The sequence below is a fragment of the Bacillus sp. EB106-06-01-XG163 genome (genome assembly GCF_058791615.1).
Genome location: NZ_JBYTDS010000001.1, coordinates 291,719 through 317,066, shown reverse-complemented (window position 1 = coordinate 317,066; position 25,348 = coordinate 291,719). Strand labels below are relative to the sequence as shown.

Below are 25,348 nucleotides of genomic sequence, written 5' to 3'. Positions count from 1 at the left end.
CGGAGGTGAAGAAAATGTCAGGAGAAGTTCTCTCCCAAAATGAAATAGACGCACTGCTTTCCGCCATTTCCACGGGTGAGGCGGATGCGGAAGAGCTGAAAAAGGAAGTTAAAGAGAAAAAAGTAAAGGTATATGATTTTAAACGGGCTCTCAGATTCTCGAAAGATCAGATACGCAGTTTAACCCGGATACATGATAACTTTGCGAGGCTTCTCACAACACACTTTTCCGCCAAGCTCAGAACGTATATTCATATATCCGTCAGCTCAGTTGACCAGGTGCCGTATGAAGAATTTATCCGTTCCATACCGAACATGACGATTTTAAATTTATTCGATGTTCATCCGATGGAAGGCAGAATCATGATGGAGGTTAATCCCACCATCGCATACGCAATGCTTGACCGCGTCATGGGAGGCATCGGCATCACTCATAACAAAGCTGACAGCCTTACGGAAATTGAAACGAATATTATTTCTAACTTATTTGAAAATGCACTGGGCAACTACAAAGAAGCGTGGCAATCGATTGCTGATATTGACCCTGAAATGACTGAATTTGAAGTGAATCCTCAGTTTGTACAGATGGTTTCCCCAAATGAAACAGTCGTTGTCATTTCTCTCAATACGCAGATAGGTGAAATCAGCGGTGTCATTAATCTTTGTATTCCCCATGTCGTACTTGAGCCGATTATCCCTAAGCTTTCCGTACATTATTGGATGCAATCAGACCGGAATGAAGCGAAGCCCGAAGAAACGAAGTTGCTTGAAAAGCGCATCATGACGGCTCAAATTCCCGTTGTGGCTCTCTTGGGCGCTTCTGAACTGACAATAGAAGAATTTTTAAGTTTGGAAGTCGGGGACTGTATAACTCTGGACAAATCAGTGACTGATCCTCTTACTGTATTGGTCGGAAACAAACCGAAGTTTTTAGGGCAGGCCGGCCGGGTGAATCGAAGACAGGCAGTGCAAATTTTAGATCACGACATAAGAGGTGAACAAGATGAACAATAGATTATCTCAAGATGAAATCGATGCTCTTCTTAACGGCACAAACAGTCAATCAGAGGATACAGAACAGCCTCAAGGGGCGAACTTGTCTGAACTTGAGCGCGATGCCATCGGAGAAATCGGGAATATTTCGTTCGGCAGCTCGGCTACGGCGCTGTCCACTCTTTTAAATCAAAAAGTGGACATTACGACGCCGAGTGTGACCGTCATTTCAAAAAGCAAAATCAGTGATGAATTTCCTCATCCGTATGTGGCCATTGAAGTGAACTACACAGAAGGCTTTGACGGCAGCAATTTGCTCGTCGTCGAACAAAGCGACGCGGCTATCATCGCGGATTTGATGATCGGCGGGGACGGCCGGGGCGCCGATCCGTCACTCGGTGAAATCCACCTGAGCGCCGTGCAGGAAGCAATGAATCAAATGATGGGCTCGGCTGCTACGTCAATGTCGACCGTGTTCAGTAAAAAGATTGACATTTCTCCGCCAAGGGTTGAACTTCTGGATGTGACGGAAGAAAAAGGGACCGACAGAATACCTGAGGATGACCTGCTCGTAAAAGTGTCATTCCGTCTGAAAGTCGGCGAATTAATCGATTCGAGCATCATGCAGCTTTATCCGATTACGTTTGCGAAAGATCTGATCGCAGACCTGATGACTGCAGATCAGCATGAGTCAGAGGCCGCAGAAACCGTATCAGAACCACAGGAAACATACGAAACGCCGCAGCCGGAACCTGCCATGCAGCCGGAGCCGCAGGCAAAACCCGAGCTTCCGAAGAGACAGGGAACCGCAAAAAAAGCTGCTCCTGTTCAAGTCGCTCCGGTAGAATTCCAGGCATTTGATCATAACGAAGCGGCGCAAGGATCAAGGAATAACCTTGATATGCTGATGGATATTCCGCTTTCCGTTACGGTTGAGCTCGGCAGAACGAAGAGAAGCGTCAAAGAAATCCTTGAACTTTCTGCGGGAAGCATTATTGAGCTTGACAAGCTGGCTGGTGAACCTGTTGACATTCTGGTCAACCAGCGGATCGTGGCAAAGGGCGAGGTCGTTGTCATAGAAGAAAACTTCGGCGTGAGAGTCACTGATATTTTAAGTCAGGCAGACCGCCTTAACAATTTAAAATAAGCGAACATAGAGGAGAGAAACAGATTATGGCACACAGAATTTTAATTGTAGACGATGCAGCATTTATGAGAATGATGATCAAGGATATTTTAGTGAAGAACGGTTTTGACGTTGTAGCTGAAGCTTCAGACGGAGCGCAGGCAGTCGAAAAATTCAAAGAGCATTCCCCCGACCTTGTGACAATGGATATTACAATGCCTGAAATGGACGGGATTACAGCTTTAAAGGAAATTAAACAAATCGATCCGCAGGCGAAAATCATCATGTGTTCGGCTATGGGCCAGCAGTCAATGGTTATTGACGCGATTCAAGCCGGCGCAAAAGACTTTATCGTGAAACCGTTCCAAGCGGACCGCGTGCTTGAAGCTATTAATAAAACATTAAGCTAAAGGGTGTACGACTGTTGAAAAAGAGTCATGGTTTACTAGCTTTGATTTGTTGTTTCGTTTTACTCAATGTACATCCGTTCCCTGCTTTTGCGGCGGAGTCTGACAATTCCACCGTCAACGAATGGTTTGACAAACAATCAACAAACAAAACAGAGAAAAAAAGCGATACATCGAAACAAACGGCTGATCAAGAGATAGGGGATGCTTCTGCATCTTCTGTCTCCGCTTTTGATTTTGTAAAGATGATTGGGGCGTTATTATTCGTCATTCTGCTGATCTATGGATTTGTCAAACTGATGAATAGAAGAAACCGTCTGCTGAAGCCATTTCAATATGTAGAAAATATCGGCGGAACGTCAGTCGGCCAAAACCGTTCCGTGCAGCTGATTAAAGTGGGAAACAGCGTTCTCGTAGTCGGTGTGGGCGAAACGATACAGCTTTTAAAAGAAATTGAAGATGAAAAAGAGCGCGAGGCGATTCTGAGCCAATACGAAGAGTCGATGTCTTCAAAAGTGGAATGGACCAAGCTCGTAAATCCGCGTAAGGATGGAGAAAAAAAGCCGCAAACGATGCTTCCGTCGTTTTCAAAAGCGCTGAAAGAACAGCTGAACGAGCTGAAACAAAGCCGTTCTGAAGGAAAGAAGAAAGGCCCTTATCATCATGAATGAATTTATTAATCTTTTTAATTCTAGCAGTCCGACCGAAGTCAGCTCCACTGTTAAATTACTGCTGCTTTTGACTGTCTTTTCAGTAGCGCCGGGGATTCTGATTTTGATGACCTGCTTTACGAGAATCGTCATCGTCCTGTCTTTTGTAAGAACCTCACTGGCGACGCAGAACATGCCTCCCAACCAGGTTTTAATCGGCCTTGCGCTGTTTTTGACGTTTTTTATTATGGCGCCGACTTTTTCAGAGATTAATAAGGAAGCCTTAACGCCGCTGATGGACAATAAAATCAGTCTCGATGAAGCATATACAAAAGCCGAGAAGCCGATTAAAGAGTATATGAGCAAGCATACAAGGCAGAAGGATCTGGCGCTGTTTATGAACTATGCCAAAATGAAAAAACCTGAATCGATTCAGGATATTCCTTTGACGACGATGGTGCCCGCTTATGCGATATCAGAACTCAAAACCGCTTTTCAAATGGGCTTTATGATTTTTATTCCGTTTTTAATTATCGATATGGTCGTGGCGAGCGTCTTAATGTCAATGGGAATGATGATGCTACCGCCGGTTATGATCTCTCTGCCCTTTAAAATATTGCTTTTCGTTTTGGTCGATGGATGGTATTTAATCGTGAAATCTTTGCTTGACAGCTTTTAGGGTAGGTGCTAATTGTGAGTTCAGAATTTGTAATTTCCATGGCGGAAAAAGCCGTATATGTAACACTAATGATCAGCGGGCCGCTGCTTGCGATCGCGCTGATTGTCGGTTTGCTCGTCAGTATCTTTCAAGCGACAACTCAAATCCAGGAACAGACGCTTGCGTTCATTCCGAAAATCGTGGCAGTGATGCTTGGACTGATCTTTTTCGGTCCTTGGATGCTGTCGACGATTCTTTCGTTCACAACTGATCTGTTTTCTCATCTGAACCGATTTGCAGGGTAGAATCAAATGAATTCCATCATTGATTTATTTCCCGCTTTTTTATTGGTCTTTATCAGAATCTCTGCTTTTTTTGTAACGGTGCCGGTGTTCGGACATCGGAATCTGCCGGCGGTTCACCGAATCGGCTTTGCTTTTTTTCTTTCGGTGATCTGCTTCAGCACGCTGAAACATGCGCCGGAAATAGAAATAGGGGAACAGTATATGCTGCTTGTCATAAAAGAGGCCGTTGTGGGCTTGAGCCTCGGGCTGATCGCTTTCATGATGATGACAGCCATTCAGATAGCAGGTTCCTTTATTGATTTTCAGATGGGCTTTTCCATCGCCAATGTCATTGATCCGCAATCAGGAACGCAAAGCCCGCTGATCGGACAATTCGTTTATACGCTGGCGCTGTTATTTATGCTCAGCGTAAACGCCCATTATCTTTTATTGGACGGGATTTATTACAGCTTTCAGTATATCCCGCTTGATCAGGCATTTCCGTCGTTTGGAAATGATCACTTTGGACTTTTTATCGCAAAAAGCTTCAATGCCATGTTTATTATCGCTTTTCAAATGTCTGCGCCGGTTGTGGCCAGTCTGTTTTTAGTTGATTTGGCGCTCGGTATCGTGGCGAGAACGGTGCCGCAGCTGAATGTTTTCGTTGTCGGGCTTCCTCTGAAAATAGCCGTGAGCTTTATTATGCTGATCGTTTGTATGGCGGTGATGTTTGTCGTTGTCCGCAACATCTTCAGCCTTACCGTTGAAACCATGCGGAATCTATTGGCATTGGTCGGTGTGACATGATGAGGCTCAGACTGAATCTGCAATTCTTTGCCGGTGAAAAAACGGAGAAAGCCACGCCGAAAAAACGGAAGGATACAAGAAAGAAAGGACAGGTCGCGAAAAGTACGGATGTGAATACAGCCGTTTCTTTACTGATTATCTTTCTTTCGCTGATCGCGCTCGGTCCTTATATGCGGGACAGGCTGCTGTCCTTTATTAAAACGTTTTATACGAAATCGATATCATTACATCTGTCTGCATCTGCCGTGCATGAACTGTTCGTGGATACGGTGAAAGATATCAGCCTCATCCTCGCGCCGATTATGCTGGTCGCGCTTGTGGCAGGTGTCGTGAGCAATTACATGCAGGTGGGTTTTCTGTTTTCTGCGGAAGTCCTCAAGCCTGACTTGAATAAGCTCAGCCCGCTGAAAGGATTTAAGCGGATTTACAGCATGAGGGCGATTGTTGAACTGGTCAAATCCATTTTGAAGATTACTGTGGTCGGTTTTGCCGCCTTTATGGTGCTCTGGCTGCATTATGGCGATATTCTCCGCCTTCCGCTTTTGACTCCTGCGGAAGTGCTCACTTTCGTTTCCAAGCTCACTCTTTGGATGGGGCTTGCGGGATCAGGAGCTTTAATGCTGCTGGGCGGGCTTGATTACTTATATCAGCGTTTTGATTATGAGAAAAATATCAGAATGTCAAAACAGGATATAAAAGATGAATACAAAAAATCGGAGGGTGATCCGATAATCAAGTCCAAAATTAAGCAGAAGCAGCGGGAAATGGCGATGAGGCGGATGATGCAGGAAGTGCCGAAAGCGGATGTCATCATCACCAACCCGACCCATTATGCGATAGCTTTAAAATATGATGAAAAGAAAATGGACGCCCCTTACATTGTTGCCAAAGGGGTGGACCATCTCGCATTAAAAATCAGGCAGATCGCCAAAGAACACGATGTCATGACGATTGAAAACAGGCCGCTCGCGCGTGCGTTATATGATCAGGTTGACATTGACCAGGCCGTGCCGGAAGAGTTTTTCAAAGTCATTGCGGAAATTTTGGCTTATGTATATAAAACGAAACAAAAAGTATAGTGAATTTCAGATTCAAAAGGAGAGAAAAACAGCATGTCAACAAGAGATTTATCGGTTTTAATAAGTGTTGTCCTCATTGTGGCAATGCTGGTGATTCCATTCCCTCCATGGTTGTTAAGTATTTTGATCATCATTAATATCTCTCTTGCGTTGATCGTGCTTCTCACCACAATGAATATGCAAGAACCGCTGCAATTCTCGATATTCCCGTCATTGCTGCTGTTATTGACGCTGTTTCGGCTTTCGCTCAATGTGTCGACGACACGTTCGATTCTTTCTCACGGAGAAGGGGGAAAGGTTGTTGAGACATTCGGGAATTTCGTTGTCGGCGGAAATGTGCTGGTAGGGCTTGTTGTCTTCATTATCTTGATTATTATTCAGTTTATCGTCATTACAAAAGGCGCCGAGCGGGTATCGGAAGTGGCGGCGAGATTTACGCTCGATGCGATGCCCGGAAAGCAAATGAGTATTGACGCGGATTTAAATGCCGGCATGATTACGGAGCAGGATGCAAAGCACAGACGTGAAAAAGTCGCCCGGGAAGCGGATTTTTACGGCGCCATGGACGGTGCGAGCAAATTCGTCAAAGGGGATGCCATCGCGGGTATCATCATCGTGATGATCAATATTATTTTCGGAATCGTAATCGGCATGCTGCAGCAGGGGATGAGCATACAAGAAGCTGCGTCTCACTTTACAATGCTGACGGTCGGTGACGGTATCGTTTCTCAAATGCCGGCCTTACTCATTTCAACGGCTACGGGGATTGTCGTGACGAGAGCGGCATCTGAAGGAAACCTCGGTCATGATATTACAGGCCAGCTGTTTGCTTATCCGAAGCTCTTGTATGTAGCCGCGGGAACTGTACTCTTGCTCGGTCTTCTTACACCGATCGGCATTCTGCTGACGGGGCCGATCGCCGGTCTGCTTGCATTCGGCGCTTACATGCTGTCCAAAGCGGATAAGCCGAGCGAAGAAGAGGAAGAAATTCTTGAAGAAGAGGCTCAGGCGGATGAACTGAAAAGCCCGGAAAGCGTTGTGCAGCTTTTACATATTGATCCGATTGAATTTGAGTTCGGATACGGACTCGTGCCGCTTGCAGACGCGGGGCAGGGCGGTGATCTTCTTGACCGCATCGTCATGATCAGACGTCAGCTTGCGCTTGAATTGGGACTTGTCATTCCGGTTGTGCGCATCAGGGATAACATCGCGCTCCAGCCGAATGAATACAGATTGAAAATTAAAGGCAATGAAGTCGCTAAAGGAGAGCTCCTGCTGGATCATTACTTAGCGATGTCACCGACGCCTGAAGATGACGTCATTGAAGGAATTGAAACGATAGAGCCGTCGTTCGGACTTCCCGCAAAATGGATCAGTGAAGCTGCAAAAGATGAAGCGGACATGCTGGGATATACAGTTGTTGATCCGGCGTCAGTCGTATCTACGCATATTACAGAAAAAATTAAGCAGCATGCCCATGAACTGGTCGGCAGACAGGAAACAAAGCAGCTGATCGATCATCTGAAGGAAAATTATCCTGTGCTTGTTGAGGAAGTCACGCCAAACCCTCTTTCTGTCGGCGATATTCAAAAGGTGCTTGCCAAATTGCTGAGAGAAAAAGTTTCAATCAGAAACTTGGTGACCATTTTTGAAACTCTTGCCGATTACGGAAGATTAACGACAGATTCAGACCTTTTGACAGAATACGCGAGACAGTCGCTTGCCAAACAAATCACGGCACAATATGCGAGAGAGCATGAAACGCTGAAGGTCATCACATGCTCAGGCCGGGTGGAAAAAGCGATTGCAGACGGGGTACAGCAGACTGAACAGGGCAATTACCTGTCACTCGACCCTGAGGTTTCAGACAGCATCATCCGTTCTGTCGCTAAAGAGGCCGAGCAGCTTTCCATCCGCCAGGAGTCGGCGATTCTTCTTTGCTCGCCTGCTGTCAGAATGTATGTAAAACAGCTGTTAGAACGGTATTTCCCTGATCTTCCGGTTCTTTCTTATAATGAGCTGGAAGCAAATGTTGAAGTACAGAGCATTGGAGTGGTGGATATTTAATGAAAATAAAAAAATTTACAGCCGCTTCAATGCAGGATGCCGCGAAGCAAATCAAAAAGGAACTCGGCAATGATGCCGTTATTTTACATTCCAAACAAGTAAAGAAACGAAAATGGCTGGGGCTGCGGTCGCAGCAGGCCGTCGAAGTGATAGCGGTTTTAGATCGTGACGTCAGGGAAGCGAGAAAAACGCCGCCGGCTGCCGCTGAAGAAATGAAAAAGACGAAAACGGCGGAGAAAGCTGAGCCTGTTCAGCCGCCGCGCCTTCCGGATCAAAGTATTTCCGGCGAACTGGCGCATTTTAAAGAAGTGCTCCCTGAACCATTAAAAAAAGCCGAGAGACTATTGAAGCAAGCCGGGCTTCCTGATCATACGCAAAACGCCGTACTCAGTGAACTGCTCCGTTCTTCAATTGTTTCCGGAGATTTAACTGAAGAAAATGTCAGCTCAAAACTGCAGGATTTGTTAGTGAAAAAACTCCCTTCGGCAGACAGGTGGCAGGAAGGGATTCAATCAAAATACGTCGTGCTTTTCGGTTCAACCGGGGCCGGCAAAACGACTACACTTGCGAAACTCGCGGCCTCATCAATGCTGACAGAGCATAAAAAAATTGCCTTTATGACGACGGATACTTACCGGATTGCCGCAGTCGAGCAGCTGAAGACATATGCGGAGCTGCTTCAGGCTCCTCTTGAAGTATGCTATTCAAAGGAAGAATGTCTGAAGGCACTGGAAAAATTCGCTGAATATGACCATGTTTTCATTGATACAGCCGGTAGAAACTTTAAAGAAGAGCAGTATATTACGGAATTACAAGAGATGATTCCGTTTGAATCAGGCTTACAATCCTTTCTCGTATTATCCGCATCTGCAAAATATGAAGATATGAAACAGGTGCTGAAACAGTTTTCAGGTGTGCCGGTCAATCAATTCATTTTCACGAAAACGGATGAAACCGCCTCACTCGGCTCCGTGTTTCAAGTGCTGTCGGAATCAAGAATCGGCGCCGCCTATTTGACAAATGGACAGGATGTGCCTGAAGACATCCTATCGGCTTCACCAAAAGAGTTTGTAAGGATGCTTTTGACATGAAACCCGATCAGGCAGAGTCATTAAGAAGGAAAATGAGAGAGCGGCAAATGATCAAGCCGGAGCTTTATGAGAAAAAAGCGAAGACATTAGCCGTCATCAGCGGTAAAGGCGGCGTCGGAAAATCTAATTTAACATTAAACATGGCAGTTGCCCTGCAGGAAAAAGGAAAAAAAGCACTCATCATTGATCTTGACATCGGAATGGGCAACATTGATGTGCTGATCGGCGCTGCTTCTTCCCGCACCATTATTGATGTGATGGAGAATCGGCACGCGTTGGCGCAATCACTGTCCTCCGGTCCGAAAGGCCTTCGCTACATATCCGGAGGAACGGGGCTTGAGGCGATCTATCAAGCAGACAGAGAGAAGTGGTCGGCTTTTATGAATGGTCTTTCCGCTGTATTAAGCGATTTTGATTACGTTCTGTTTGATATGGGAGCGGGACTTTCAAAAGAACAGCTGCCGTTTATTTTATCGGCGGAAGACATTCTCGCCGTGACAACGCCTGAGCCGACGGCCATTATGGATGCTTACAGCGCGATCAAACATCTTTTGCTCGCGGATGAACGGCTGACTGTAAACATTGCCGTCAATCGCGCCCGCGCCCAAAAACAGGCGCTGGACACGTACAACCGCCTTTCTCATGCGATTCACACGTTTTTAGGCGCGGAGGTGCGTTTCGCCGGCTCCATACCCGATGACCCGTTAGTAAGTCAAGCCGTCATTGACCAGGTGCCTTTTTTAATAAAAAGTCCTCAAGCAAAAGCCAGCAGGTCCGTCCGTCTTCTGACGGATGTCTTGTTTCAAACGGAAGAAAACAAACCAAGAGAAGAGAAACCGGCATTTATTGAGAGATTATCTTCTTTTTTATTGAGGAGGACTTTACAGTGATTCGTGTGCTTGTCGTTGATGACTCAGCTTTTATGAGAAAGATGATTACCGATTTTCTGGCTGCGGAAGTGCAGATAGAAGTCATCGGGACAGCCAGAAACGGGGAAGAGGCGCTGAAGAAAATAGAGCTTCTCAAACCGGATGTTGTCACGCTTGATATTGAAATGCCGGTCATGAACGGAACGGATACATTGCGGAAGATCATCAGCATATATAAACTTCCCGTAATCATGGTATCGAGCCAGACACAGCAAGGGAAGGACCGAACGATCAACTGCCTGGAAATGGGCGCTTTTGATTTTATCACCAAGCCTTCCGGAGCGATTTCACTTGATCTTTATAAAATTAAAGAGCAGCTGATTGAGAGGGTGATTGCAGCCGGGCTGTCCCGCGCACAAAAACCTGAGGCGGCAGTGAAAGAGTCTTCTATCCCGGAACGTCCGGCTTTGGCGGGATTTGATAGACCGAAAGCAAAATCCGCCAAGCAGGCCGTATTCATCGCGACCTCTACAGGCGGACCGCGGGCTCTGCAAAAGGTGATTCCGAAACTGCCGAAGGATTTAAAGGCGCCTGTATTTGTTGTTCAGCACATGCCTGAAGGCTTCACCGCTTCACTTGCAGACAGACTCAACCATTTGTCAGATATTCAGGTCAAAGAAGCGGAAAACGGTGAAGAAGCGAAAGACGGATGGGTGTACATCGCGCCCGGCGGAAAAAATATGACGGTTGCAGAGGAAGGCGGAAGGCTCCGCATCATTCTTGACGTTCATGATACGGAAAGCCGGCATAAACCGTCGGCCGATTATTTGTTTCGGTCGGCAAGCCGCTTATCCGATTACGAAAAGGTAGCCGTCATTATGACCGGCATGGGCAGCGACGGAACCGAGGGCGTAAAAGAAATGCTCAGAACAGGCGGCGTTAAAACGATTGCGGAATCGGACGAATCCTGTGTTGTGTTCGGAATGCCGAAGTCAGCGATAAAGGCGGGCCTCATTCATGAGATTAAACATGTGGAAGATATCGCGGCATCCATCACCGGATGTGTGAAAAAAGAGAGGGTGTGAATCAATTGGATATGAATCAATATTTAGATGTCTTTATTGATGAAAGTAAAGAGCACTTACAGACATGTAACGAAAAGCTGCTGCTGTTGGAAAAAGATCCGGCAGACCTTCAGCTTGTGCATGACATCTTCAGAGCTGCCCATACGCTGAAAGGCATGAGCGCAACGATGGGATATACAGATCTGGCGCATTTAACCCACCTGATGGAAAATGTGCTGGACGCCATCCGCAACGGAGAAATGCCCGTTACATCAGATTGGCTGGATGTGCTGTTTGAAGCGCTTGATCATCTTGAAGAGATGGTGCAGTCCATTATTGACGGAGGAGACGGCAAACGTGATATTTCTGAAGTGAGTGCGAAGCTCGACGTAAATGCGGTGCATGAGACTGCGGCTTCAGCCGAAACAGCAGAACCGCCGGCTTCAAAACAACAGGCTTCAACTGAATGGAATTATGATGAGTTCGAACGGACTGTTATTGAAGAGGCGGAAGAGCAAGGATTCAGCCGCTATGAAATAACGGTTTCCCTGAATGAAAGCTGCATGCTCAAAGCCGTGCGCGTGTACATGATATTTGAAAAGCTGAATGAAGCCGGGGAAGTCGCAAAAACAATACCCGCCGCGGAAGTGCTTGAGACGGAAGATTTCGGAACGGATTTTCAGGTGTGTTTCTTGACAAAGCAGCCTGCTGAAGAAATTAAAGAACTCATCAGCGGCATTTCAGAAGTGGAGAATGTCGAAATTTCTGCCGGTGCGCCGTTAAAAACGGCCGAAAAACCGCAAGCGGCTGAACCGGTGAAGGAAGCTCCGGTTAAAAAGGCTGAGAAACAGCCTAAGCCGCAAGCGAAAACGGAAGAACAGCCGAAGCATCACAGCGGCTCGAAAACGATTCGCGTCAACATTGAAAGACTGGATTCTTCAATGAACCTTTTTGAAGAACTTGTCATTGACCGCGGACGTCTTGAGCAGATCGCCAAAGAGCTTGACCACAATGAGCTGACTGAAACCGTTGAACGCCTGACCAGAATCTCGGGCGACCTTCAGTCTATTATTCTTAATATGCGGATGGTGCCGGTAGAAACCGTCTTTAACCGTTTCCCGAGAATGATCCGCCAGCTTCAAAAGGAATTAAACAAGAAAATCGAATTGTCCATCATCGGAGCTGAAACGGAGCTGGACCGCACGGTGATTGATGAAATCGGCGATCCGCTTGTCCATTTAATCAGAAACAGCATCGATCACGGCATTGAATCGCCTGAAGTGCGGGTGAATAAAGGAAAACCGGAATCAGGTCATGTCGTGCTTAAGGCATATCACAGCGGCAACCACGTCTTTATTGAGGTTGAAGATGACGGGGCCGGCCTGAACAGAAAAAAAATTCTTGAAAAAGCGCTCGAGCGGAGTGTAATCACCGAACGTGATGCTGAAACGCTTGAAGATAATGAGATTTACGAGCTTATTTTTGCTCCGGGCTTCTCGACTGCCGATCAAATTTCTGACATTTCAGGGCGGGGCGTCGGCCTGGATGTCGTAAAAAATAAACTCGAATCACTCGGCGGCTCTGTCAGTGTCAAATCCGCGGAAGGCCAAGGTTCTCTTTTCAGTATCCAGCTTCCGCTGACACTTTCAATTATATCCGTTCTTCTCATTAAACTGGAAGAAGAGACGTTTGCGATACCGATTTCTTCTATTATAGAGACGGCTGTTATTGATAAGAAAGATATCCTGCAGACGCATGACAGAGAAGTGATTGATTTCAGAGGCCAAATCGTTCCGATCGTCTATCTGAAAAAAGAATTCGGCATTACGGATTCAAAACAGGATGCCGATCAGTTCCATGTAATCGTCGTGAAAAAGGGCGATAAATCCACTGCTTTTGTCGTGGACTCTTTTATAGGACAGCAGGAAGTCGTACTGAAATCACTCGGCGACTATTTGACGAACGTCTTTGCGATTTCCGGCGCTACGATTCTCGGAAACGGAGAAGTGGCGCTGATTATTGATTGCAATGCGCTGATCTACTAAAACGACACGAGGAGGTGCCCGAATGACTGCTGAAATCAAAACAGGTGAAAAAATGATTGTGTTTATGATAAACGGGAAAGAATACGCTATCTCAGTTTCCCAGGTGAAATCAATTGAAAAGTGGCAAAAACCGACGAGGGTCCCGGGTGTGGAATCTTATATCCGCGGCGTTATCAATCTGCGCGGAGTGATTACCCCGGTTCTTGATTTAAGAAAACGTCTGAATCAGCCTGAACAGGACATCACAGAAGAGACTCGGATTATCATCATTTCTTACCGTGACGCTGATGTCGGATGGGTCGTGGATGAGGCCAATGACGTCATCACCGTGCATGAAAATGAAATCGAATCCGCGCCTGAAAGCCAGACAAAGGAAACGGATGTGTGGATTAAACAGATCGTCAAGCAAGATAACAGGCTCCTCAATATTATCGATGCGCATGCGGTGCTGGATAAAGGTGCTTCGGCATCTGCGTCCGGAGAGCCTAATGCTTAAAGGGGAAAAGACAACATGAGTAAGTTTGAAGCGATCAAAGAAGAGCAGATGGATATTTTGCGGGAAGTCGGAAATATCGGGGCGGGTCACTCGGCTTCTGCAATGGCTCAGCTGCTGAACAGAAAGATAGACATGGAAGTGCCGTTTGCGACTTTATTGACATTTGATGAGCTCGCTGATTTTTTCGGCGGGGCTGAAACGCCGGTCGCCAGTATCTTTTTAAGAATGGAAGGCGACATGACCGGCTCTATCTTTCTCATCATGCCTTTTCATCAGGCGGAACAGTTTATCAGAGAGCTGATCGGAAATCCGGATTTTGATATTGACCAGTTGGGCGAAGATCATTTGAGTTCTTCTGCTTTACATGAGTTCGGCAATATTTTAGCAGGTTCCTATTTAACGGCATTGGCTGATTTGACAAAGCTTGAGATTTACCCGAGCGTGCCGGAAATCTCACTTGATATGTTCGGCGCGGTTATCAGTGAAGGGCTGATGGAACTCAGCCAAGTCGGAGAGCATGCCATTGTCGTGGATACTTCTATTTTTGACCAGGGCAGCCGGCAGGAGCTCAAAGCCCACATGTTTATGCTCCCGGACTATGATTCTTTTGAAAAGCTCTTCGTCTCATTGGGTGCGGCTTTATGAGCCGTGCGGAAGCCGCAGTCGTTAAAGTGGGGATTGCGGATGTTCAAGTCGCGCGTTACCCGGATAAAATCCGGACCTCGGGACTCGGTTCATGCGTAGGGCTGGTTTTATACGATAAAGACAAACAAACGGCAGGACTCGTTCACGTCATGCTGCCGGACTCCGGTTTATCAAAAACGGCGGAGCTCAACCGTGCAAAATACGCGGACACCGCCGTTAAGATGACGATTGATATGCTTTTGAAAGCCGGCTGCCGCAAGTTTGCCCTGAAGGCAAAACTCGCCGGGGGAGCGGAGATGTTTAAGTTTAAAATGACAAACGACCTGATGAAAATCGGTCCGAGGAATGTAGCGGCCATCAAAGAGCAGCTTTCATTGTATAACATTCCGGTCATCAGTGAAGATACGGGCGGCTCAAGCGGCCGGACGATTGAATTTGAGCCAAAGTCCTGCATGCTGCACATTCGAACTGTTAAACAAGGTGAAACAACGATTTAATAAAGGTATGAGGTAGGGGGATAACAATGCAATCCTTGAATTATGAAGATCAGGTGCTTTGGTCGCGCTGGAAAGAGTGGAAAGATCCTAAAGCCGGTGATGATTTAATGCGCCGTTACATGCCGCTGGTCACATATCATGTCGGCAGAATTTCCGTCGGACTGCCGAAATCGGTGCATAAAGACGATCTAATGAGCCTTGGTATGCTTGGTTTATATGATGCCCTGGAAAAATTTGACCCCGGCCGGGATTTAAAATTTGATACCTATGCCTCGTTTAGAATTCGCGGTGCAATCATCGACGGGCTGCGTAAAGAAGATTGGCTGCCCAGAACTTCACGGGAGAAGACAAAAAAAGTCGAAGCGGCGATCGAAAAACTTGAACAGCGCTACCTTCGGAATGTGACGCCTTCAGAGATCGCAGAAGAGCTGGGGATGACGGAGCAGGACGTAGTATCAACGATGAATGAAGGGTTTTTTGCCAATCTCTTATCAATTGATGAAAAGCTTCACGACCAGGATGACGGTGAGAATATTCAAGTGATGATCAGAGATGACAAAAATGTGCCGCCGGAAGAAAAAATCATGAAGGACGAGCTGATCGCTCAGCTTGCGGGCAAAATTCACGAGCTCTCTGAAAAAGAGCAGCTTGTCGTCAGTTTATTCTATAAAGAAGAACTGACTTTGACCGAAATCGGACAAGTCCTGAACCTTTCGACGTCGCGGATTTCACAGATTCATTCAAAGGCGCTGTTTAAATTAAAACATCTGCTTGAAAAAGTAATTCAATAATGAACTCATGGTTAGCGAGTGAAAAACATGTCAACACTATTATGGCTTTTAAGCTTTGTGCTTCACGGCGTACTGCTTTATGCCGTCATTATTCTGTACACGAGGTTTTCAGCCCTCAAGGAGACGGAGCGCCAGCAGAAGAAGATTCTTGAAGAGACGGAAAACACCCTTGCAGCGTTTCTGCTTGAGCTGAAAGAAGAAAATGAAAGACTCGAAGACGCAAAAAGCCGTCAAGCGCCGGACGAAGATGCCGAACCCCGGCCGGAACCGAAAGAAGAGCCTGATATTCCGGACCACATGGAAAAGCTCATCAGTGCAACGGAACGGGCTGAAAGTGATGAAAACAACGGTGCGCATTCGTTTGAAGAACGTGTTTCAGAATTATATGAACAAGGGCTCACCCCCGCGGAAATCGCCAAACGGATGCAGAGCGGAAAGACAGAAATCGAGCTGTTTTTAAAATTTCGCGGCAAAGCTGTAAAGGATTCTTGATTGTCGCATAAAGCTGTGTTATATTATGTCTTGGTGTTAAATACACACGCTTAACGATTTATGCAGAGGGTGCTGCAAACGGCAGTTCTGCACAAAAATGACCTAAGCGGAGGAAAAAAACCATTTTATTAGGAGGAAATCACATGTCAGTTATTTCTATGAAACAATTGCTTGAAGCTGGTGTTCACTTCGGCCACCAAACACGCCGCTGGAACCCAAAAATGAAGCGTTACATTTTCACGGAGCGTAACGGAATCTACATCATTGACCTTCAAAAAACAGTGAAAAAAGTAGAGGAAGCTTACAACTTCACGAAAAACCTTGCTGCTGAAGGCGGAAAAATCCTTTTCGTCGGCACAAAAAAACAAGCCCAGGATTCTGTTAAAGAAGAAGCTGTACGCTCTGGCATGTACTATGTCAACCAACGCTGGTTGGGCGGTACACTGACAAACTTCGAAACAATCCAAAAACGCATTAAGCGTCTGAAAGACATCGAGAAAATGCAAGAAAACGGTACATTTGAAGTACTTCCGAAAAAAGAAGTTGTTCAATTGAAAAAAGAATTAGAGCGTCTTGAAAAATTCCTCGGCGGAATTAAAGACATGAAGGATCTTCCTGATGCATTATTCATCATCGATCCTCGCAAAGAGCGCATCGCTGTTGCGGAAGCTCGCAAATTGAACATTCCTATCATCGGAATCGTAGATACAAACTGTGATCCTGATGAAATTGATGTCGTAATCCCTGCAAACGATGACGCAATCCGCGCTGTCAAACTTCTTACTTCTAAAATGGCAGATGCTATCTTAGAAGCGAAGCAAGGCGAAGAAGAAGCGGAAGCTGCTGAAGAGACTGCACCTGAAACAGAAACGACAACTGCGTAACCTAATCAAAAGGTGATAAGAGGGACTGCCTTTTATCACCTTTTTTCAAGAAAAATGTATCTATACATATCTTGTTTACACATATAAGGAGGAATTCAAATGGCTATTACTGCACAGCAGGTAAAAGAACTGCGTCAAAAAACAGGCGCTGGTATGATGGACTGTAAAAAAGCATTGACTGAAACTGACGGAGATATGGACAAAGCAATCGACCTTCTGAGAGAAAAAGGAATTGCGAAAGCAGCTAAAAAAGCTGACCGTATCGCTGCTGAAGGTTCTACTCTTATTAAAACTGACGGCAACAAAGGCGTTATCTTAGAAGTAAACTCTGAAACTGATTTCGTTGCGAAAAACGAAGGCTTCAAAGAGCTTCTGAACACGCTTGCTGACCACCTTCTTGCAAACGCTCCTGCTGATCTTGAAGAAGCAATGGGTCAAAAGATGGAAAACGGTTCTACTGTTGAAGAATACATCACAAGCAACGTTGCTAAAATCGGAGAGAAAATCACTCTTCGCCGTTTTGCTGTTATTACAAAAGAAGACAGCGAAGCGTTCGGTGCTTACCTTCACATGGGAGGCCGCATCGGCGTATTATCCGTTCTTAGCGGAACAACTGACGAAGATCTTGCAAAAGACATCGCGATGCATGTTGCAGCGGTAAATCCTCGTTACATTTCCCGCGACCAAGTGTCTGAAGAAGAAGCAAACCATGAGCGTCAGATTCTGACTCAGCAAGCTCTTCAAGAAGGCAAACCGGAAAACATCGTAGCTAAAATGGTTGAAGGCCGTCTGAACAAATTCTTCGAAGAAATTTGCTTATTAGACCAAGCTTTCGTTAAAAACCCAGACGAAAAAGTGAAACAAGTTGTGGCTGCGAAAAACGCATCTGTTAAAACTTACGTCCGCTACGAAGTTGGAGAAGGTATTGAAAAACGCCAAGAAAACTTTGCTGAAGAAGTTATGAACCAAGTGAAAAAATAATGGCGGAAAGCCTTGGCGAATCTTTCGCGGCTTTTCAGGCAGTATAGGGGACACTACTTGTGTTCCCTATTTTTAAAACTATATTTACAAACCTTTTTTTCTCTTGCATAATAGGAAACGGCAATGTTTACACTTGGAGGTTATTATGGAAAAACCAAAATACAATCGTATCGTTTTAAAGCTTAGCGGAGAAGCATTGGCAGGAGAGCAGGGAAACGGCATTAATCCGACTGTCATCCAATCCATCGCTAAACAGGTAAAAGAAATCGCTGAGCTTGACGTCGAAGTGGCCGTAGTCGTAGGCGGCGGCAACTTATGGCGCGGAAAAACGGGCAGTGACTTAGGAATGGACCGTGCGACGGCCGATTATATGGGCATGCTTGCTACTGTCATGAACTCACTTGCCCTGCAGGACAGCCTGGAAACGCTCGGAATTCAGTCCAGAGTGCAGACATCAATTGAAATGCGTCAGGTCGCTGAGCCTTACATCAGAAGAAAAGCCATCCGCCACCTGGAGAAAAAACGCGTTGTTATTTTTGCCGCGGGAACAGGAAACCCTTATTTCTCTACGGACACAACTGCAGCGCTGCGTGCCGCTGAAATCGAAGCGGACGTGATCTTAATGGCGAAAAATAATGTCGACGGTGTGTATAATGCTGATCCGAGAAAAGATGAGTCAGCCGTTAAATACGAAAAATTATCTTATCTCGATGTGTTAAAAGACGGGCTGGAAGTCATGGATTCTACGGCTTCTTCACTATGTATGGATAATGATATTCCGCTGATCGTCTTTTCTATTATGGAAGAAGGAAATATTAAGCGTGCCGTAATCGGCGAATCAATCGGAACGATCGTAAGGGGGAAATAACGTTGTCAAACGAAGTATTAACACAAACAAAAGAACGCATGGAAAAAGCGGTTGCCGCTTATTCACGCGAATTGGCGTCAGTCCGCGCAGGACGTGCCAACCCATCTCTATTGGATAAAGTGACAGTAGAATACTACGGTGCTCAAACACCTTTAAACCAGCTGTCTTCCATCAATGTGCCTGAAGCGCGTATGCTTGTTGTCACACCGTATGACAAAACGGCAATCGGCGATATTGAAAAAGCGATTTTGAAAGCTGATCTTGGCGTAACGCCGACAAGTGACGGCACAATTATCCGCATCGCGATCCCGGCTCTGACGGAAGAAAGACGTAAAGAACTTGTCAAAGTCGTGAAAAAATACGCGGAAGAAGCGAAAGTAGCAGTCCGTAATGTCCGCCGTGACAGCAACGATGACCTCAAAAAACTTGAGAAAAACGGAGACATTACAGAAGACGAGCTTCGTGCTTCCAGTGAAGACGTTCAAAAGCTGACAGATGAATATGTGTCAAAAATTGACAGCGTCACGAAGGACAAAGAAAAAGAAATCATGGAAGTTTAATGAAAAACTATGTACAATAGATAATGTGAAAAGACCCTCTCATGTTTACAGGGGGTTTTTTTGTTAATACTGTTGATTACATTGATCATCAGCAACGCAACCTTTTTGGGTGACGGAGGAATCTCATGCTCAACATACTCAAAAATTGGAAGAATCAGCAGAATGCGGCTTCCAACTTAGAACGGTATACAAAAGAAGACATACTGAAGGGTGAAATTCCCGCACACATTGCCATTATTATGGACGGAAACGGACGCTGGGCGAAGAAGCGCTCACTCCCTCGGATTGCAGGACATCATGAAGGAATGAAAGTGGTAAAAAGGGTGACAAAGCTCGCAAGTCAGCTCGGCGTTAAAGTTCTGACTCTTTATGCGTTTTCAACGGAGAACTGGAAGCGCCCGAAGATGGAAGTCGACTTTTTGATGAAGCTTCCGGAAGAGTTCCTGAATACGTATCTTCCTGAATTAATAGAGGAAAATGTACAGGTGAAAATTATCGGAGATGAATCCGCGCTCCCTTCTCATACGTACAGGGCGATTGAGAAGGCCGTAAAAGATACAGAACAAAATGACGGGCTGATTCTCAATTTCGCTTTGAACTACGGCGGACGCACGGAAATCGTCAATGCGGCAAAAGCACTGGCTGAACAGGTGAAAAGCGGCACGCTGAATATCGAAGACATTGATGAAGCGCTCTTTTCCGGGCATTTAATGACAGAATCACTCCAGGACCCGGAGCTGCTCATCAGAACGAGCGGAGAAATCAGATTGAGCAACTTTATGCTTTGGCAGGTGGCTTACAGTGAATTTGTTTTTACAGATGTCCTGTGGCCCGATTTTAAAGAAGATCACTTTCTGCAGGCAGTGGGAGAATTTCAGCAGCGGGGCCGGAGGTTTGGCGGAATTTAGAGGATGGTGGAAATGAAACAAAGATTGTTAACAGGTGTTCTGGCAGCGGCATTATTTTTATTTTTGGTTATTTTCGGAGGATTGCCGTTCACCGTATTTGTTTACGTGATGGGAAGTATAGCGCTTTTTGAGCTTTTGCGGATGAAAAAGCTCAGATTTTTTTCTTTTCCGGGTCTGATCAGCCTCTTGTTGTTATGGCTGTATATGATGCCGGACAAGTATCATTTTTTCGATGCGAAAATGGAAGTAACGATTTTCGCCGTATTGATTCTGCTCAGCTATACGGTGCTCGTGAAAAACACCTTTACGTTTGACGAAGTCGGGTTTATCGTTCTCGCGACGGTATATATCGGACTGTGTTTTCATTATTTTATTGAAATCAGAAACATTGAAACAAACGGGCTTTTGTATATCTTTTATGCCTGCGTTGTCATATGGTCAACGGACTCAGGCGCATATTTCGTCGGAAAGTCGCTCGGGAAGCGGAAGCTGTGGCCCGAAATCAGTCCCAACAAAACGGTGGAAGGGTTTCTCGGCGGTATTGTCATCGCCCTTATTTTTACGGCTGTTTTTCAGCTGTTTGCGCACCTTCCGATTTCATACCCGGTTCTTTTGGTCATCACGCTTGTTCTGTCTGTGTTCGGACAGATCGGGGATTTGGTTGAATCAGCGCTTAAGCGGCACTATGATGTGAAGGATTCGGGAAAAATCCTTCCCGGGCACGGCGGCATTTTAGATCGATTTGACAGCTTTTTGTTTGTCATGCCGTTCTTATACTTTCTGCTTGCGCTTTTTTCATGAGAAAGGCTAATATGAAAATAAGACCGATCTGGACGCATAGAATGGGAGTGGCATTTTGAAGAATATTTGTCTTTTAGGAGCAACAGGATCAATAGGGGAGCAGACGTTAGACGTATTGCGCATGCATCAAGATCAGTTCCGTCTCGTCTCGATGACTTTCGGTAAAAACGCCGAGAAAGCGATCCCGTTGATCAGAACGTTTCAGCCGAAATATGTAGCAGTCGGCGACATGGATACATATCAAAAAGTGAAAGAAGCGTCTTTTTCTCATGAATGTCAAATCGGCATCGGAGAAGAAGGCCTGATTGAAGCGGCAGTCATGGACGAAGTCGATATCGTGGTCAATGCGCTGCTTGGAAGCGTCGGTTTAATCCCGACTTTGAAAGCGATTGAACAGAAAAAAACAATTGCGCTTGCAAATAAGGAAACTCTCGTCACTGCCGGGCATATAGTGAAAGGACACGCAAAACGATACGGTGTTCCTCTTCTTCCGGTCGACAGCGAACATTCCGCTATTTTCCAGGCGCTGCAAGGCGAACAGAGCAAAAATATCGAGCGCCTGGTCATTACGGCATCCGGCGGCAGTTTCAGAGATAAAACGCGGCAGGAGCTTGAGTCTGTAACGATTGCCGACGCCCTTAACCACCCGAACTGGTCGATGGGCGCAAAAATTACGATTGACTCGGCTACAATGATGAATAAAGGACTTGAAGTCATTGAGGCGCATTGGCTGTTTGACATTCCGTATGAACAGATTGACGTTGTATTACATAAGGAGAGCATCATTCATTCGATGGTTGAATTTCACGACAGAAGCGTCATCGCCCAGCTCGGAAATCCGGACATGAGGGTGCCGATTCAATATGCGCTGACATATCCGGACCGGCTGCCTCTGCCTGAAACAAAAAGGCTTGAATTATGGGAGATCGGAAGCCTCCATTTTGCGAAAGCTGACTTTGAAAGGTTCCGCTGCTTACAATTTGCCTTTGAATCAGGTAAAATAGGGGGAACGATGCCGACGGTTTTAAATGCGGCCAACGAAGAAGCCGTTGCCGCTTTTCTTGCCGGACGGATTTCATTCTTATCGATTGAGGACCTGATTGAAAAAGCATTGGACCGCCACAGCGTAATTCAGGATCCGAGTCTTGCGGATATCCAAGAAGTGGACAAAGACACCCGGGGATACGTTAATTCAATACTCACATAAGGTGGTATGTTCGTGAATACAGTTATCGCGTTTATTATTATTTTCGGAACGCTCGTTTTTTTCCATGAGCTGGGGCATTTATTGCTCGCCCAAAGAGCGGGAATCCTTTGCCGTGAATTTGCGATCGGCTTCGGCCCTAAAATCTTTTCATTTAAAAAGAATGAAACCGTGTATACGATCAGACTCCTTCCGGTCGGCGGGTTCGTCCGCATGGCCGGTGAAGACCCGGAGATGATCGAAGTCAAACCCGGTTATACCGTCGGGCTTCTTTTTAATAAAGATGACGAAGTGGAAAAAGTCATCATTAATCAAAAGGAAAAATATCCCGACGCTTTAATTATCGAGGTGGAGACGGCTGATCTTGAGCACGAAATGAAGATTACCGGGTACGAGCAGGGGAAAGAAGATGAACTGGCGGGCTTTACTGTCAGTCAGACCTCCTTTTTTATCGTAGACGGAGAAGAAGTGCAGATTGCGCCTTACAATCGACAATTCGGGTCTAAACCCGTATGGAAGCGGATTAAGGCGATTGCTGCCGGTCCGATAATGAACTTCATCTTAGCGTATGTCATTCTCGTCATGCTTGGATTCATTCAAGGCGTGCCTTCGAATCAGCCTGAGCTCGGGAAGCTGACAGACAATGGACGCGCAGCGGCTGCCGGTTTAAAAGAAGGCGACTATATCCAGAGCATTAACGGGGAAAAAATGAGGTCATGGACAGACATCGTGACAGCGGTAAAAGAAAATCCCGGAAAAAAAATCGATGTCGCCGTCAAACGGGACGGCAAATCGTTTCATATCTCGGTTACACCTGAAGCTGTAAAAGATGAAAATAAAAAAACAATCGGCCGCTTCGGCTCTTATGCGCCGACTGAAAAAGGCGCGCTTGCAGCGATTGCCTATGGCGCGACATCTACCGTTGATGTCACAAAAGCGATCCTGACCAATCTGAGCAAACTTGTGACAGGCCAGTTTAAGCTTGATATGCTTTCGGGTCCTGTCGGCATTTATGATATGACGGATCAAGTTGCAAAAACCGGTATTATCAACCTATTCCAGTTTGCGGCGTTTTTAAGCATCAACCTGGGAATTGTCAACCTGCTGCCGATCCCGGCGCTTGACGGTGGGCGGCTGCTGTTTTTATTCATTGAAGCAATCCGCGGCAAGCCGATAAACCGTGACAAGGAAGCATTTGTCGTATTTATCGGCGTAGCTTTCTTAATGCTTCTTATGCTGGTTGTCACATGGAACGATATCCAGCGTTTATTCTTATAATTGACTAGTAAAAAATCAGAGGTGCGAAGACATGAGACAAAGTTTGACGCTTATTCCGACCCTGAGAGAAGTGCCGGCTGATGCTGAAGCAAAAAGCCATAAGCTTCTGCTGAGAGCGGGATTTATCAGACAAAATACGAGCGGGGTTTACAGTTACATGCCCCTGGCTTACAGGGTCATTCAAAACATTCAGAAGATCGTGCGTGAAGAAATGGAAAAAATCAACGCGGTGGAAATGCTGATGCCGGCCCTTCAGCAGGCTGAAACATGGCAGGAATCAGGCAGGTGGTATACGTACGGGCCTGAATTAATGCGTCTGAAAGACCGCCACGGCCGTGAATTTGCTTTAGGCGCGACACATGAAGAAGTCATTACTTCTCTCGTGCGCGATGAGGTGAAATCTTATAAGCGTCTGCCGCTCACTCTTTACCAGATCCAGTCTAAATTCAGAGATGAAAAACGCCCGCGTTTCGGGTTATTGCGCGGACGCGAATTCATCATGAAAGATGCGTATTCTTTCCATGCTTCTGAAGAAAGTCTGGAGGAAACATACCAAAACATGTACGGCGCATACAGCAGCATTTTCGCACGCTGTGAATTAAACGTCCGTCCCGTTATTGCCGACTCGGGCGCGATGGGCGGAAAAGACACGCATGAATTTATGGCTCTTTCTGAAATAGGGGAAGATACCATCGCTTATTCCGATGGATCCTCTTACGCAGCCAATACGGAAATGGCGGAAGTTGTCATGAACAGCGAGCCGTCAGATGAAACACCCGAGGCATTGGAGAAAATTGATACGCCGAATGTCAAAAGCATTGAAGAGCTCGCTTCGTTCTTGCAGATCGAGCCGAGCGCCTGCATCAAATCCATGCTGTTTAAAGCTGATGACCGATTTGTTCTCGTGTTAGTAAGAGGCGATCATGAGGTCAATGACGTGAAAGTGAAAAACCTTCTGAACGCGGAAGTGGTTGAGCTTGCGTCTCATGAAGAAGTAGCAGAGAAACTTGGCACGGAGCCGGGATTTGCGGGGCCGATCGGCGCTGCCGGCGACATTGAGATTTATGCCGACCAAGCCGTGAAAGTAATGGTAAACGCCGTTAGCGGCGCGAATGAAAAAGACCGTCATTACCGAAACGTAAACATCGAGCGTGACGCGTCTGTAAAAGCGTATGCCGATCTTCGAATCATTCAGGAAGGCGATCCGTCACCTGACGGAAAAGGCACGATCCGTTTCGCTGAAGGGATTGAGGTCGGACAAGTCTTTAAACTCGGCACGCGTTACTCTGAAGCGATGAATGCGACATACCTTGATGAAAACGGGCGTGCGCAGCCGATGCTGATGGGATGTTACGGAATCGGCGTGTCCAGAACGCTTTCAGCCATCGCTGAACAGCATCACGACGAAAAAGGCTTGATCTGGCCGAAAAGCGTTGCTCCGTATGATCTTCATATTTTGGCGCTGAATATGAAAAACGAAGCGCAAAAAGAGCTTGCTGAACAGCTTTACGGCAAATTCCAGGCGGAAGGTTATGAGGTATTATACGATGACCGCGCTGAACGCGCAGGCGTGAAATTTGCTGATTCTGATCTGATCGGCCTTCCGATCCGCATCACTGTCGGAAAACGTGCCGACGAAGGCATCGTAGAAGTGAAAATCCGCAAAACCGGTGAATCTGCCGAAGTTTCAGTGGGTGAGCTTTCTGAATTTATCAAGACGAAGTAATCACCATAACGAATCATACAAAATCATGTTAAAATAGAGAAAAAAGAAGGTACCTCATCACCTGCGGAGGTACCTTCA

General features: G+C 46.1%; 27 protein-coding genes. All 27 read left to right on the top strand.

Annotated elements, in window-relative coordinates:
* Window positions 1–14 precede the first annotated feature (14 nt).
* The 27 genes from fliM (at window position 15) to proS (ending at window position 25,270) form a co-directional block, all read left to right on the top strand.
* Complete coding sequence (gene fliM, locus AC3WTF_RS01135; RefSeq protein WP_003154240.1) at window positions 15–1,013, top strand: flagellar motor switch protein FliM; 999 nt, start codon at window positions 15–17, stop codon at window positions 1,011–1,013.
* Window positions 1,003–2,139 (top strand): flagellar motor switch phosphatase FliY, encoded by a 1,137-nt coding sequence (gene fliY / locus AC3WTF_RS01130; RefSeq protein WP_007409785.1) that lies wholly within the window; start codon window positions 1,003–1,005, stop codon window positions 2,137–2,139. The genes fliM and fliY overlap by 11 nt, the downstream gene beginning before the upstream one ends.
* A 26-nt stretch (window positions 2,140–2,165) precedes the next feature.
* A complete protein-coding gene (gene cheY / locus AC3WTF_RS01125) occupies window positions 2,166–2,528 on the top strand; it encodes a chemotaxis protein CheY (RefSeq protein WP_003154238.1) in 363 nt (120 codons plus the stop codon).
* Between the two features lie 14 nt (window positions 2,529–2,542).
* Window positions 2,543–3,196 (top strand): flagella biosynthesis regulatory protein FliZ, encoded by a 654-nt coding sequence (gene fliZ / locus AC3WTF_RS01120; protein WP_003154237.1) that lies wholly within the window; start codon window positions 2,543–2,545, stop codon window positions 3,194–3,196.
* Window positions 3,189–3,854, top strand: a complete 666-nt coding sequence (gene fliP / locus AC3WTF_RS01115) for a flagellar type III secretion system pore protein FliP (RefSeq protein WP_007409786.1) — start codon at window positions 3,189–3,191, stop codon at window positions 3,852–3,854. The genes fliZ and fliP overlap by 8 nt, the downstream gene beginning before the upstream one ends.
* A gap of 14 nt (window positions 3,855–3,868) precedes the next feature.
* Complete coding sequence (gene fliQ, locus AC3WTF_RS01110) at window positions 3,869–4,138, top strand: flagellar biosynthesis protein FliQ (protein ID WP_003154234.1); 270 nt, start codon at window positions 3,869–3,871, stop codon at window positions 4,136–4,138.
* Window positions 4,139–4,144: 6 nt separating this feature from the next.
* Window positions 4,145–4,924 carry a flagellar biosynthetic protein FliR gene (gene fliR, locus AC3WTF_RS01105; RefSeq protein WP_003154233.1) on the top strand — a complete coding sequence of 260 codons (780 nt, stop codon included), beginning with the start codon at window positions 4,145–4,147 and terminating at the stop codon, window positions 4,922–4,924.
* A complete protein-coding gene (gene flhB, locus AC3WTF_RS01100; RefSeq protein ID WP_041482435.1) occupies window positions 4,924–6,003 on the top strand; it encodes a flagellar biosynthesis protein FlhB in 1,080 nt (359 codons plus the stop codon). Before fliR ends, flhB begins: the two co-directional genes overlap by 1 nt.
* Window positions 6,004–6,036: 33 nt before the next feature.
* Entirely contained in the window at window positions 6,037–8,070 is a 2,034-nt protein-coding gene (gene flhA / locus AC3WTF_RS01095; protein WP_007409788.1) for a flagellar biosynthesis protein FlhA, read from the top strand.
* Entirely contained in the window at window positions 8,070–9,161 is a 1,092-nt protein-coding gene (gene flhF, locus AC3WTF_RS01090) for a flagellar biosynthesis GTPase FlhF (RefSeq protein WP_020955824.1), read from the top strand. Before flhA ends, flhF begins: the two co-directional genes overlap by 1 nt.
* Window positions 9,158–10,051: a MinD/ParA family protein gene (locus AC3WTF_RS01085; RefSeq protein WP_020955825.1), complete on the top strand. Its 894-nt coding sequence runs from the start codon at window positions 9,158–9,160 to the stop codon at window positions 10,049–10,051. Before flhF ends, AC3WTF_RS01085 begins: the two co-directional genes overlap by 4 nt.
* Window positions 10,048–11,115 carry a protein-glutamate methylesterase/protein-glutamine glutaminase gene (locus tag AC3WTF_RS01080; protein WP_020955826.1) on the top strand — a complete coding sequence of 356 codons (1,068 nt, stop codon included), beginning with the start codon at window positions 10,048–10,050 and terminating at the stop codon, window positions 11,113–11,115. Before AC3WTF_RS01085 ends, AC3WTF_RS01080 begins: the two co-directional genes overlap by 4 nt.
* A gap of 5 nt (window positions 11,116–11,120) precedes the next feature.
* On the top strand, window positions 11,121–13,139 hold the full coding sequence (gene cheA, locus AC3WTF_RS01075; protein WP_007409792.1) for a chemotaxis protein CheA: 2,019 nt from the start codon (window positions 11,121–11,123) through the stop codon (window positions 13,137–13,139).
* Between the two features lie 22 nt (window positions 13,140–13,161).
* A complete protein-coding gene (gene cheW, locus AC3WTF_RS01070; RefSeq protein ID WP_003154225.1) occupies window positions 13,162–13,635 on the top strand; it encodes a chemotaxis protein CheW in 474 nt (157 codons plus the stop codon).
* 15 nt (window positions 13,636–13,650) lie between these two features.
* Window positions 13,651–14,280: a CheY-P phosphatase CheC gene (gene cheC, locus AC3WTF_RS01065; protein WP_003154222.1), complete on the top strand. Its 630-nt coding sequence runs from the start codon at window positions 13,651–13,653 to the stop codon at window positions 14,278–14,280.
* Window positions 14,277–14,777 carry a chemoreceptor glutamine deamidase CheD gene (gene cheD, locus AC3WTF_RS01060; protein ID WP_003154219.1) on the top strand — a complete coding sequence of 167 codons (501 nt, stop codon included), beginning with the start codon at window positions 14,277–14,279 and terminating at the stop codon, window positions 14,775–14,777. The genes cheC and cheD overlap by 4 nt, the downstream gene beginning before the upstream one ends.
* 26 nt (window positions 14,778–14,803) lie before the next feature.
* On the top strand, window positions 14,804–15,568 hold the full coding sequence (sigD, locus tag AC3WTF_RS01055; protein ID WP_003154217.1) for an RNA polymerase sigma-28 factor SigD: 765 nt from the start codon (window positions 14,804–14,806) through the stop codon (window positions 15,566–15,568).
* A gap of 27 nt (window positions 15,569–15,595) precedes the next feature.
* Window positions 15,596–16,060 carry a DUF6115 domain-containing protein gene (locus tag AC3WTF_RS01050; RefSeq protein WP_032871491.1) on the top strand — a complete coding sequence of 155 codons (465 nt, stop codon included), beginning with the start codon at window positions 15,596–15,598 and terminating at the stop codon, window positions 16,058–16,060.
* Between the two features lie 143 nt (window positions 16,061–16,203).
* Window positions 16,204–16,944, top strand: coding sequence for a 30S ribosomal protein S2 (gene rpsB, locus AC3WTF_RS01045; protein WP_003154215.1), 741 nt, complete (start codon window positions 16,204–16,206; stop codon window positions 16,942–16,944).
* A gap of 99 nt (window positions 16,945–17,043) precedes the next feature.
* Complete coding sequence (gene tsf / locus AC3WTF_RS01040) at window positions 17,044–17,925, top strand: translation elongation factor Ts (protein WP_007409794.1); 882 nt, start codon at window positions 17,044–17,046, stop codon at window positions 17,923–17,925.
* 145 nt (window positions 17,926–18,070) lie between these two features.
* Entirely contained in the window at window positions 18,071–18,793 is a 723-nt protein-coding gene (gene pyrH, locus AC3WTF_RS01035) for a UMP kinase (protein ID WP_003154213.1), read from the top strand.
* A 2-nt stretch (window positions 18,794–18,795) separates the two neighbouring features.
* Window positions 18,796–19,353 (top strand): ribosome recycling factor, encoded by a 558-nt coding sequence (frr, locus tag AC3WTF_RS01030; RefSeq protein WP_003154212.1) that lies wholly within the window; start codon window positions 18,796–18,798, stop codon window positions 19,351–19,353.
* A gap of 125 nt (window positions 19,354–19,478) precedes the next feature.
* Complete coding sequence (gene uppS / locus AC3WTF_RS01025) at window positions 19,479–20,261, top strand: undecaprenyl pyrophosphate synthase (protein ID WP_007409795.1); 783 nt, start codon at window positions 19,479–19,481, stop codon at window positions 20,259–20,261.
* Between the two features lie 3 nt (window positions 20,262–20,264).
* Window positions 20,265–21,062, top strand: coding sequence for a phosphatidate cytidylyltransferase (locus tag AC3WTF_RS01020; protein WP_007409796.1), 798 nt, complete (start codon window positions 20,265–20,267; stop codon window positions 21,060–21,062).
* A 55-nt stretch (window positions 21,063–21,117) separates the two neighbouring features.
* On the top strand, window positions 21,118–22,269 hold the full coding sequence (gene dxr, locus AC3WTF_RS01015) for a 1-deoxy-D-xylulose-5-phosphate reductoisomerase (protein ID WP_007409797.1): 1,152 nt from the start codon (window positions 21,118–21,120) through the stop codon (window positions 22,267–22,269).
* Window positions 22,270–22,275: 6 nt separating this feature from the next.
* Window positions 22,276–23,544: an RIP metalloprotease RseP gene (gene rseP / locus AC3WTF_RS01010; RefSeq protein ID WP_007611459.1), complete on the top strand. Its 1,269-nt coding sequence runs from the start codon at window positions 22,276–22,278 to the stop codon at window positions 23,542–23,544.
* Between the two features lie 31 nt (window positions 23,545–23,575).
* Window positions 23,576–25,270 (top strand): proline--tRNA ligase, encoded by a 1,695-nt coding sequence (gene proS / locus AC3WTF_RS01005; RefSeq protein ID WP_032866050.1) that lies wholly within the window; start codon window positions 23,576–23,578, stop codon window positions 25,268–25,270.
* The last annotated feature ends 78 nt before the right edge of the window (window positions 25,271–25,348 follow it).

Bases quoted from the DNA above. Each gene is read 5' to 3' on its own strand.
- pyrH (WP_003154213.1), top strand. From the start codon at position 18,071: ATGGAAAAACCAAAATACAATCGTATCGTTTTAAAGCTTAGCGGAGAA.
- AC3WTF_RS01050 (WP_032871491.1), top strand. From the start codon at position 15,596: ATGTCAACACTATTATGGCTTTTAAGCTTTGTGCTTCACGGCGTACTG.
- fliR (WP_003154233.1), top strand. From the start codon at position 4,145: ATGAATTCCATCATTGATTTATTTCCCGCTTTTTTATTGGTCTTTATC.
- sigD (WP_003154217.1), top strand. From the start codon at position 14,804: ATGCAATCCTTGAATTATGAAGATCAGGTGCTTTGGTCGCGCTGGAAA.
- proS (WP_032866050.1), top strand. From the start codon at position 23,576: ATGAGACAAAGTTTGACGCTTATTCCGACCCTGAGAGAAGTGCCGGCT.
- AC3WTF_RS01020 (WP_007409796.1), top strand. From the start codon at position 20,265: ATGGTGGAAATGAAACAAAGATTGTTAACAGGTGTTCTGGCAGCGGCA.
- flhB (WP_041482435.1), top strand. From the start codon at position 4,924: ATGAGGCTCAGACTGAATCTGCAATTCTTTGCCGGTGAAAAAACGGAG.
- cheC (WP_003154222.1), top strand. From the start codon at position 13,651: ATGAGTAAGTTTGAAGCGATCAAAGAAGAGCAGATGGATATTTTGCGG.
- fliY (WP_007409785.1), top strand. From the start codon at position 1,003: ATGAACAATAGATTATCTCAAGATGAAATCGATGCTCTTCTTAACGGC.
- flhF (WP_020955824.1), top strand. From the start codon at position 8,070: ATGAAAATAAAAAAATTTACAGCCGCTTCAATGCAGGATGCCGCGAAG.
- uppS (WP_007409795.1), top strand. From the start codon at position 19,479: ATGCTCAACATACTCAAAAATTGGAAGAATCAGCAGAATGCGGCTTCC.
- flhA (WP_007409788.1), top strand. From the start codon at position 6,037: ATGTCAACAAGAGATTTATCGGTTTTAATAAGTGTTGTCCTCATTGTG.
- fliM (WP_003154240.1), top strand. From the start codon at position 15: ATGTCAGGAGAAGTTCTCTCCCAAAATGAAATAGACGCACTGCTTTCC.
- rseP (WP_007611459.1), top strand. From the start codon at position 22,276: ATGTTCGTGAATACAGTTATCGCGTTTATTATTATTTTCGGAACGCTC.
- tsf (WP_007409794.1), top strand. From the start codon at position 17,044: ATGGCTATTACTGCACAGCAGGTAAAAGAACTGCGTCAAAAAACAGGC.
- cheW (WP_003154225.1), top strand. From the start codon at position 13,162: ATGACTGCTGAAATCAAAACAGGTGAAAAAATGATTGTGTTTATGATA.
- AC3WTF_RS01085 (WP_020955825.1), top strand. From the start codon at position 9,158: ATGAAACCCGATCAGGCAGAGTCATTAAGAAGGAAAATGAGAGAGCGG.
- rpsB (WP_003154215.1), top strand. From the start codon at position 16,204: ATGTCAGTTATTTCTATGAAACAATTGCTTGAAGCTGGTGTTCACTTC.
- cheD (WP_003154219.1), top strand. From the start codon at position 14,277: ATGAGCCGTGCGGAAGCCGCAGTCGTTAAAGTGGGGATTGCGGATGTT.
- cheY (WP_003154238.1), top strand. From the start codon at position 2,166: ATGGCACACAGAATTTTAATTGTAGACGATGCAGCATTTATGAGAATG.
- fliP (WP_007409786.1), top strand. From the start codon at position 3,189: ATGAATGAATTTATTAATCTTTTTAATTCTAGCAGTCCGACCGAAGTC.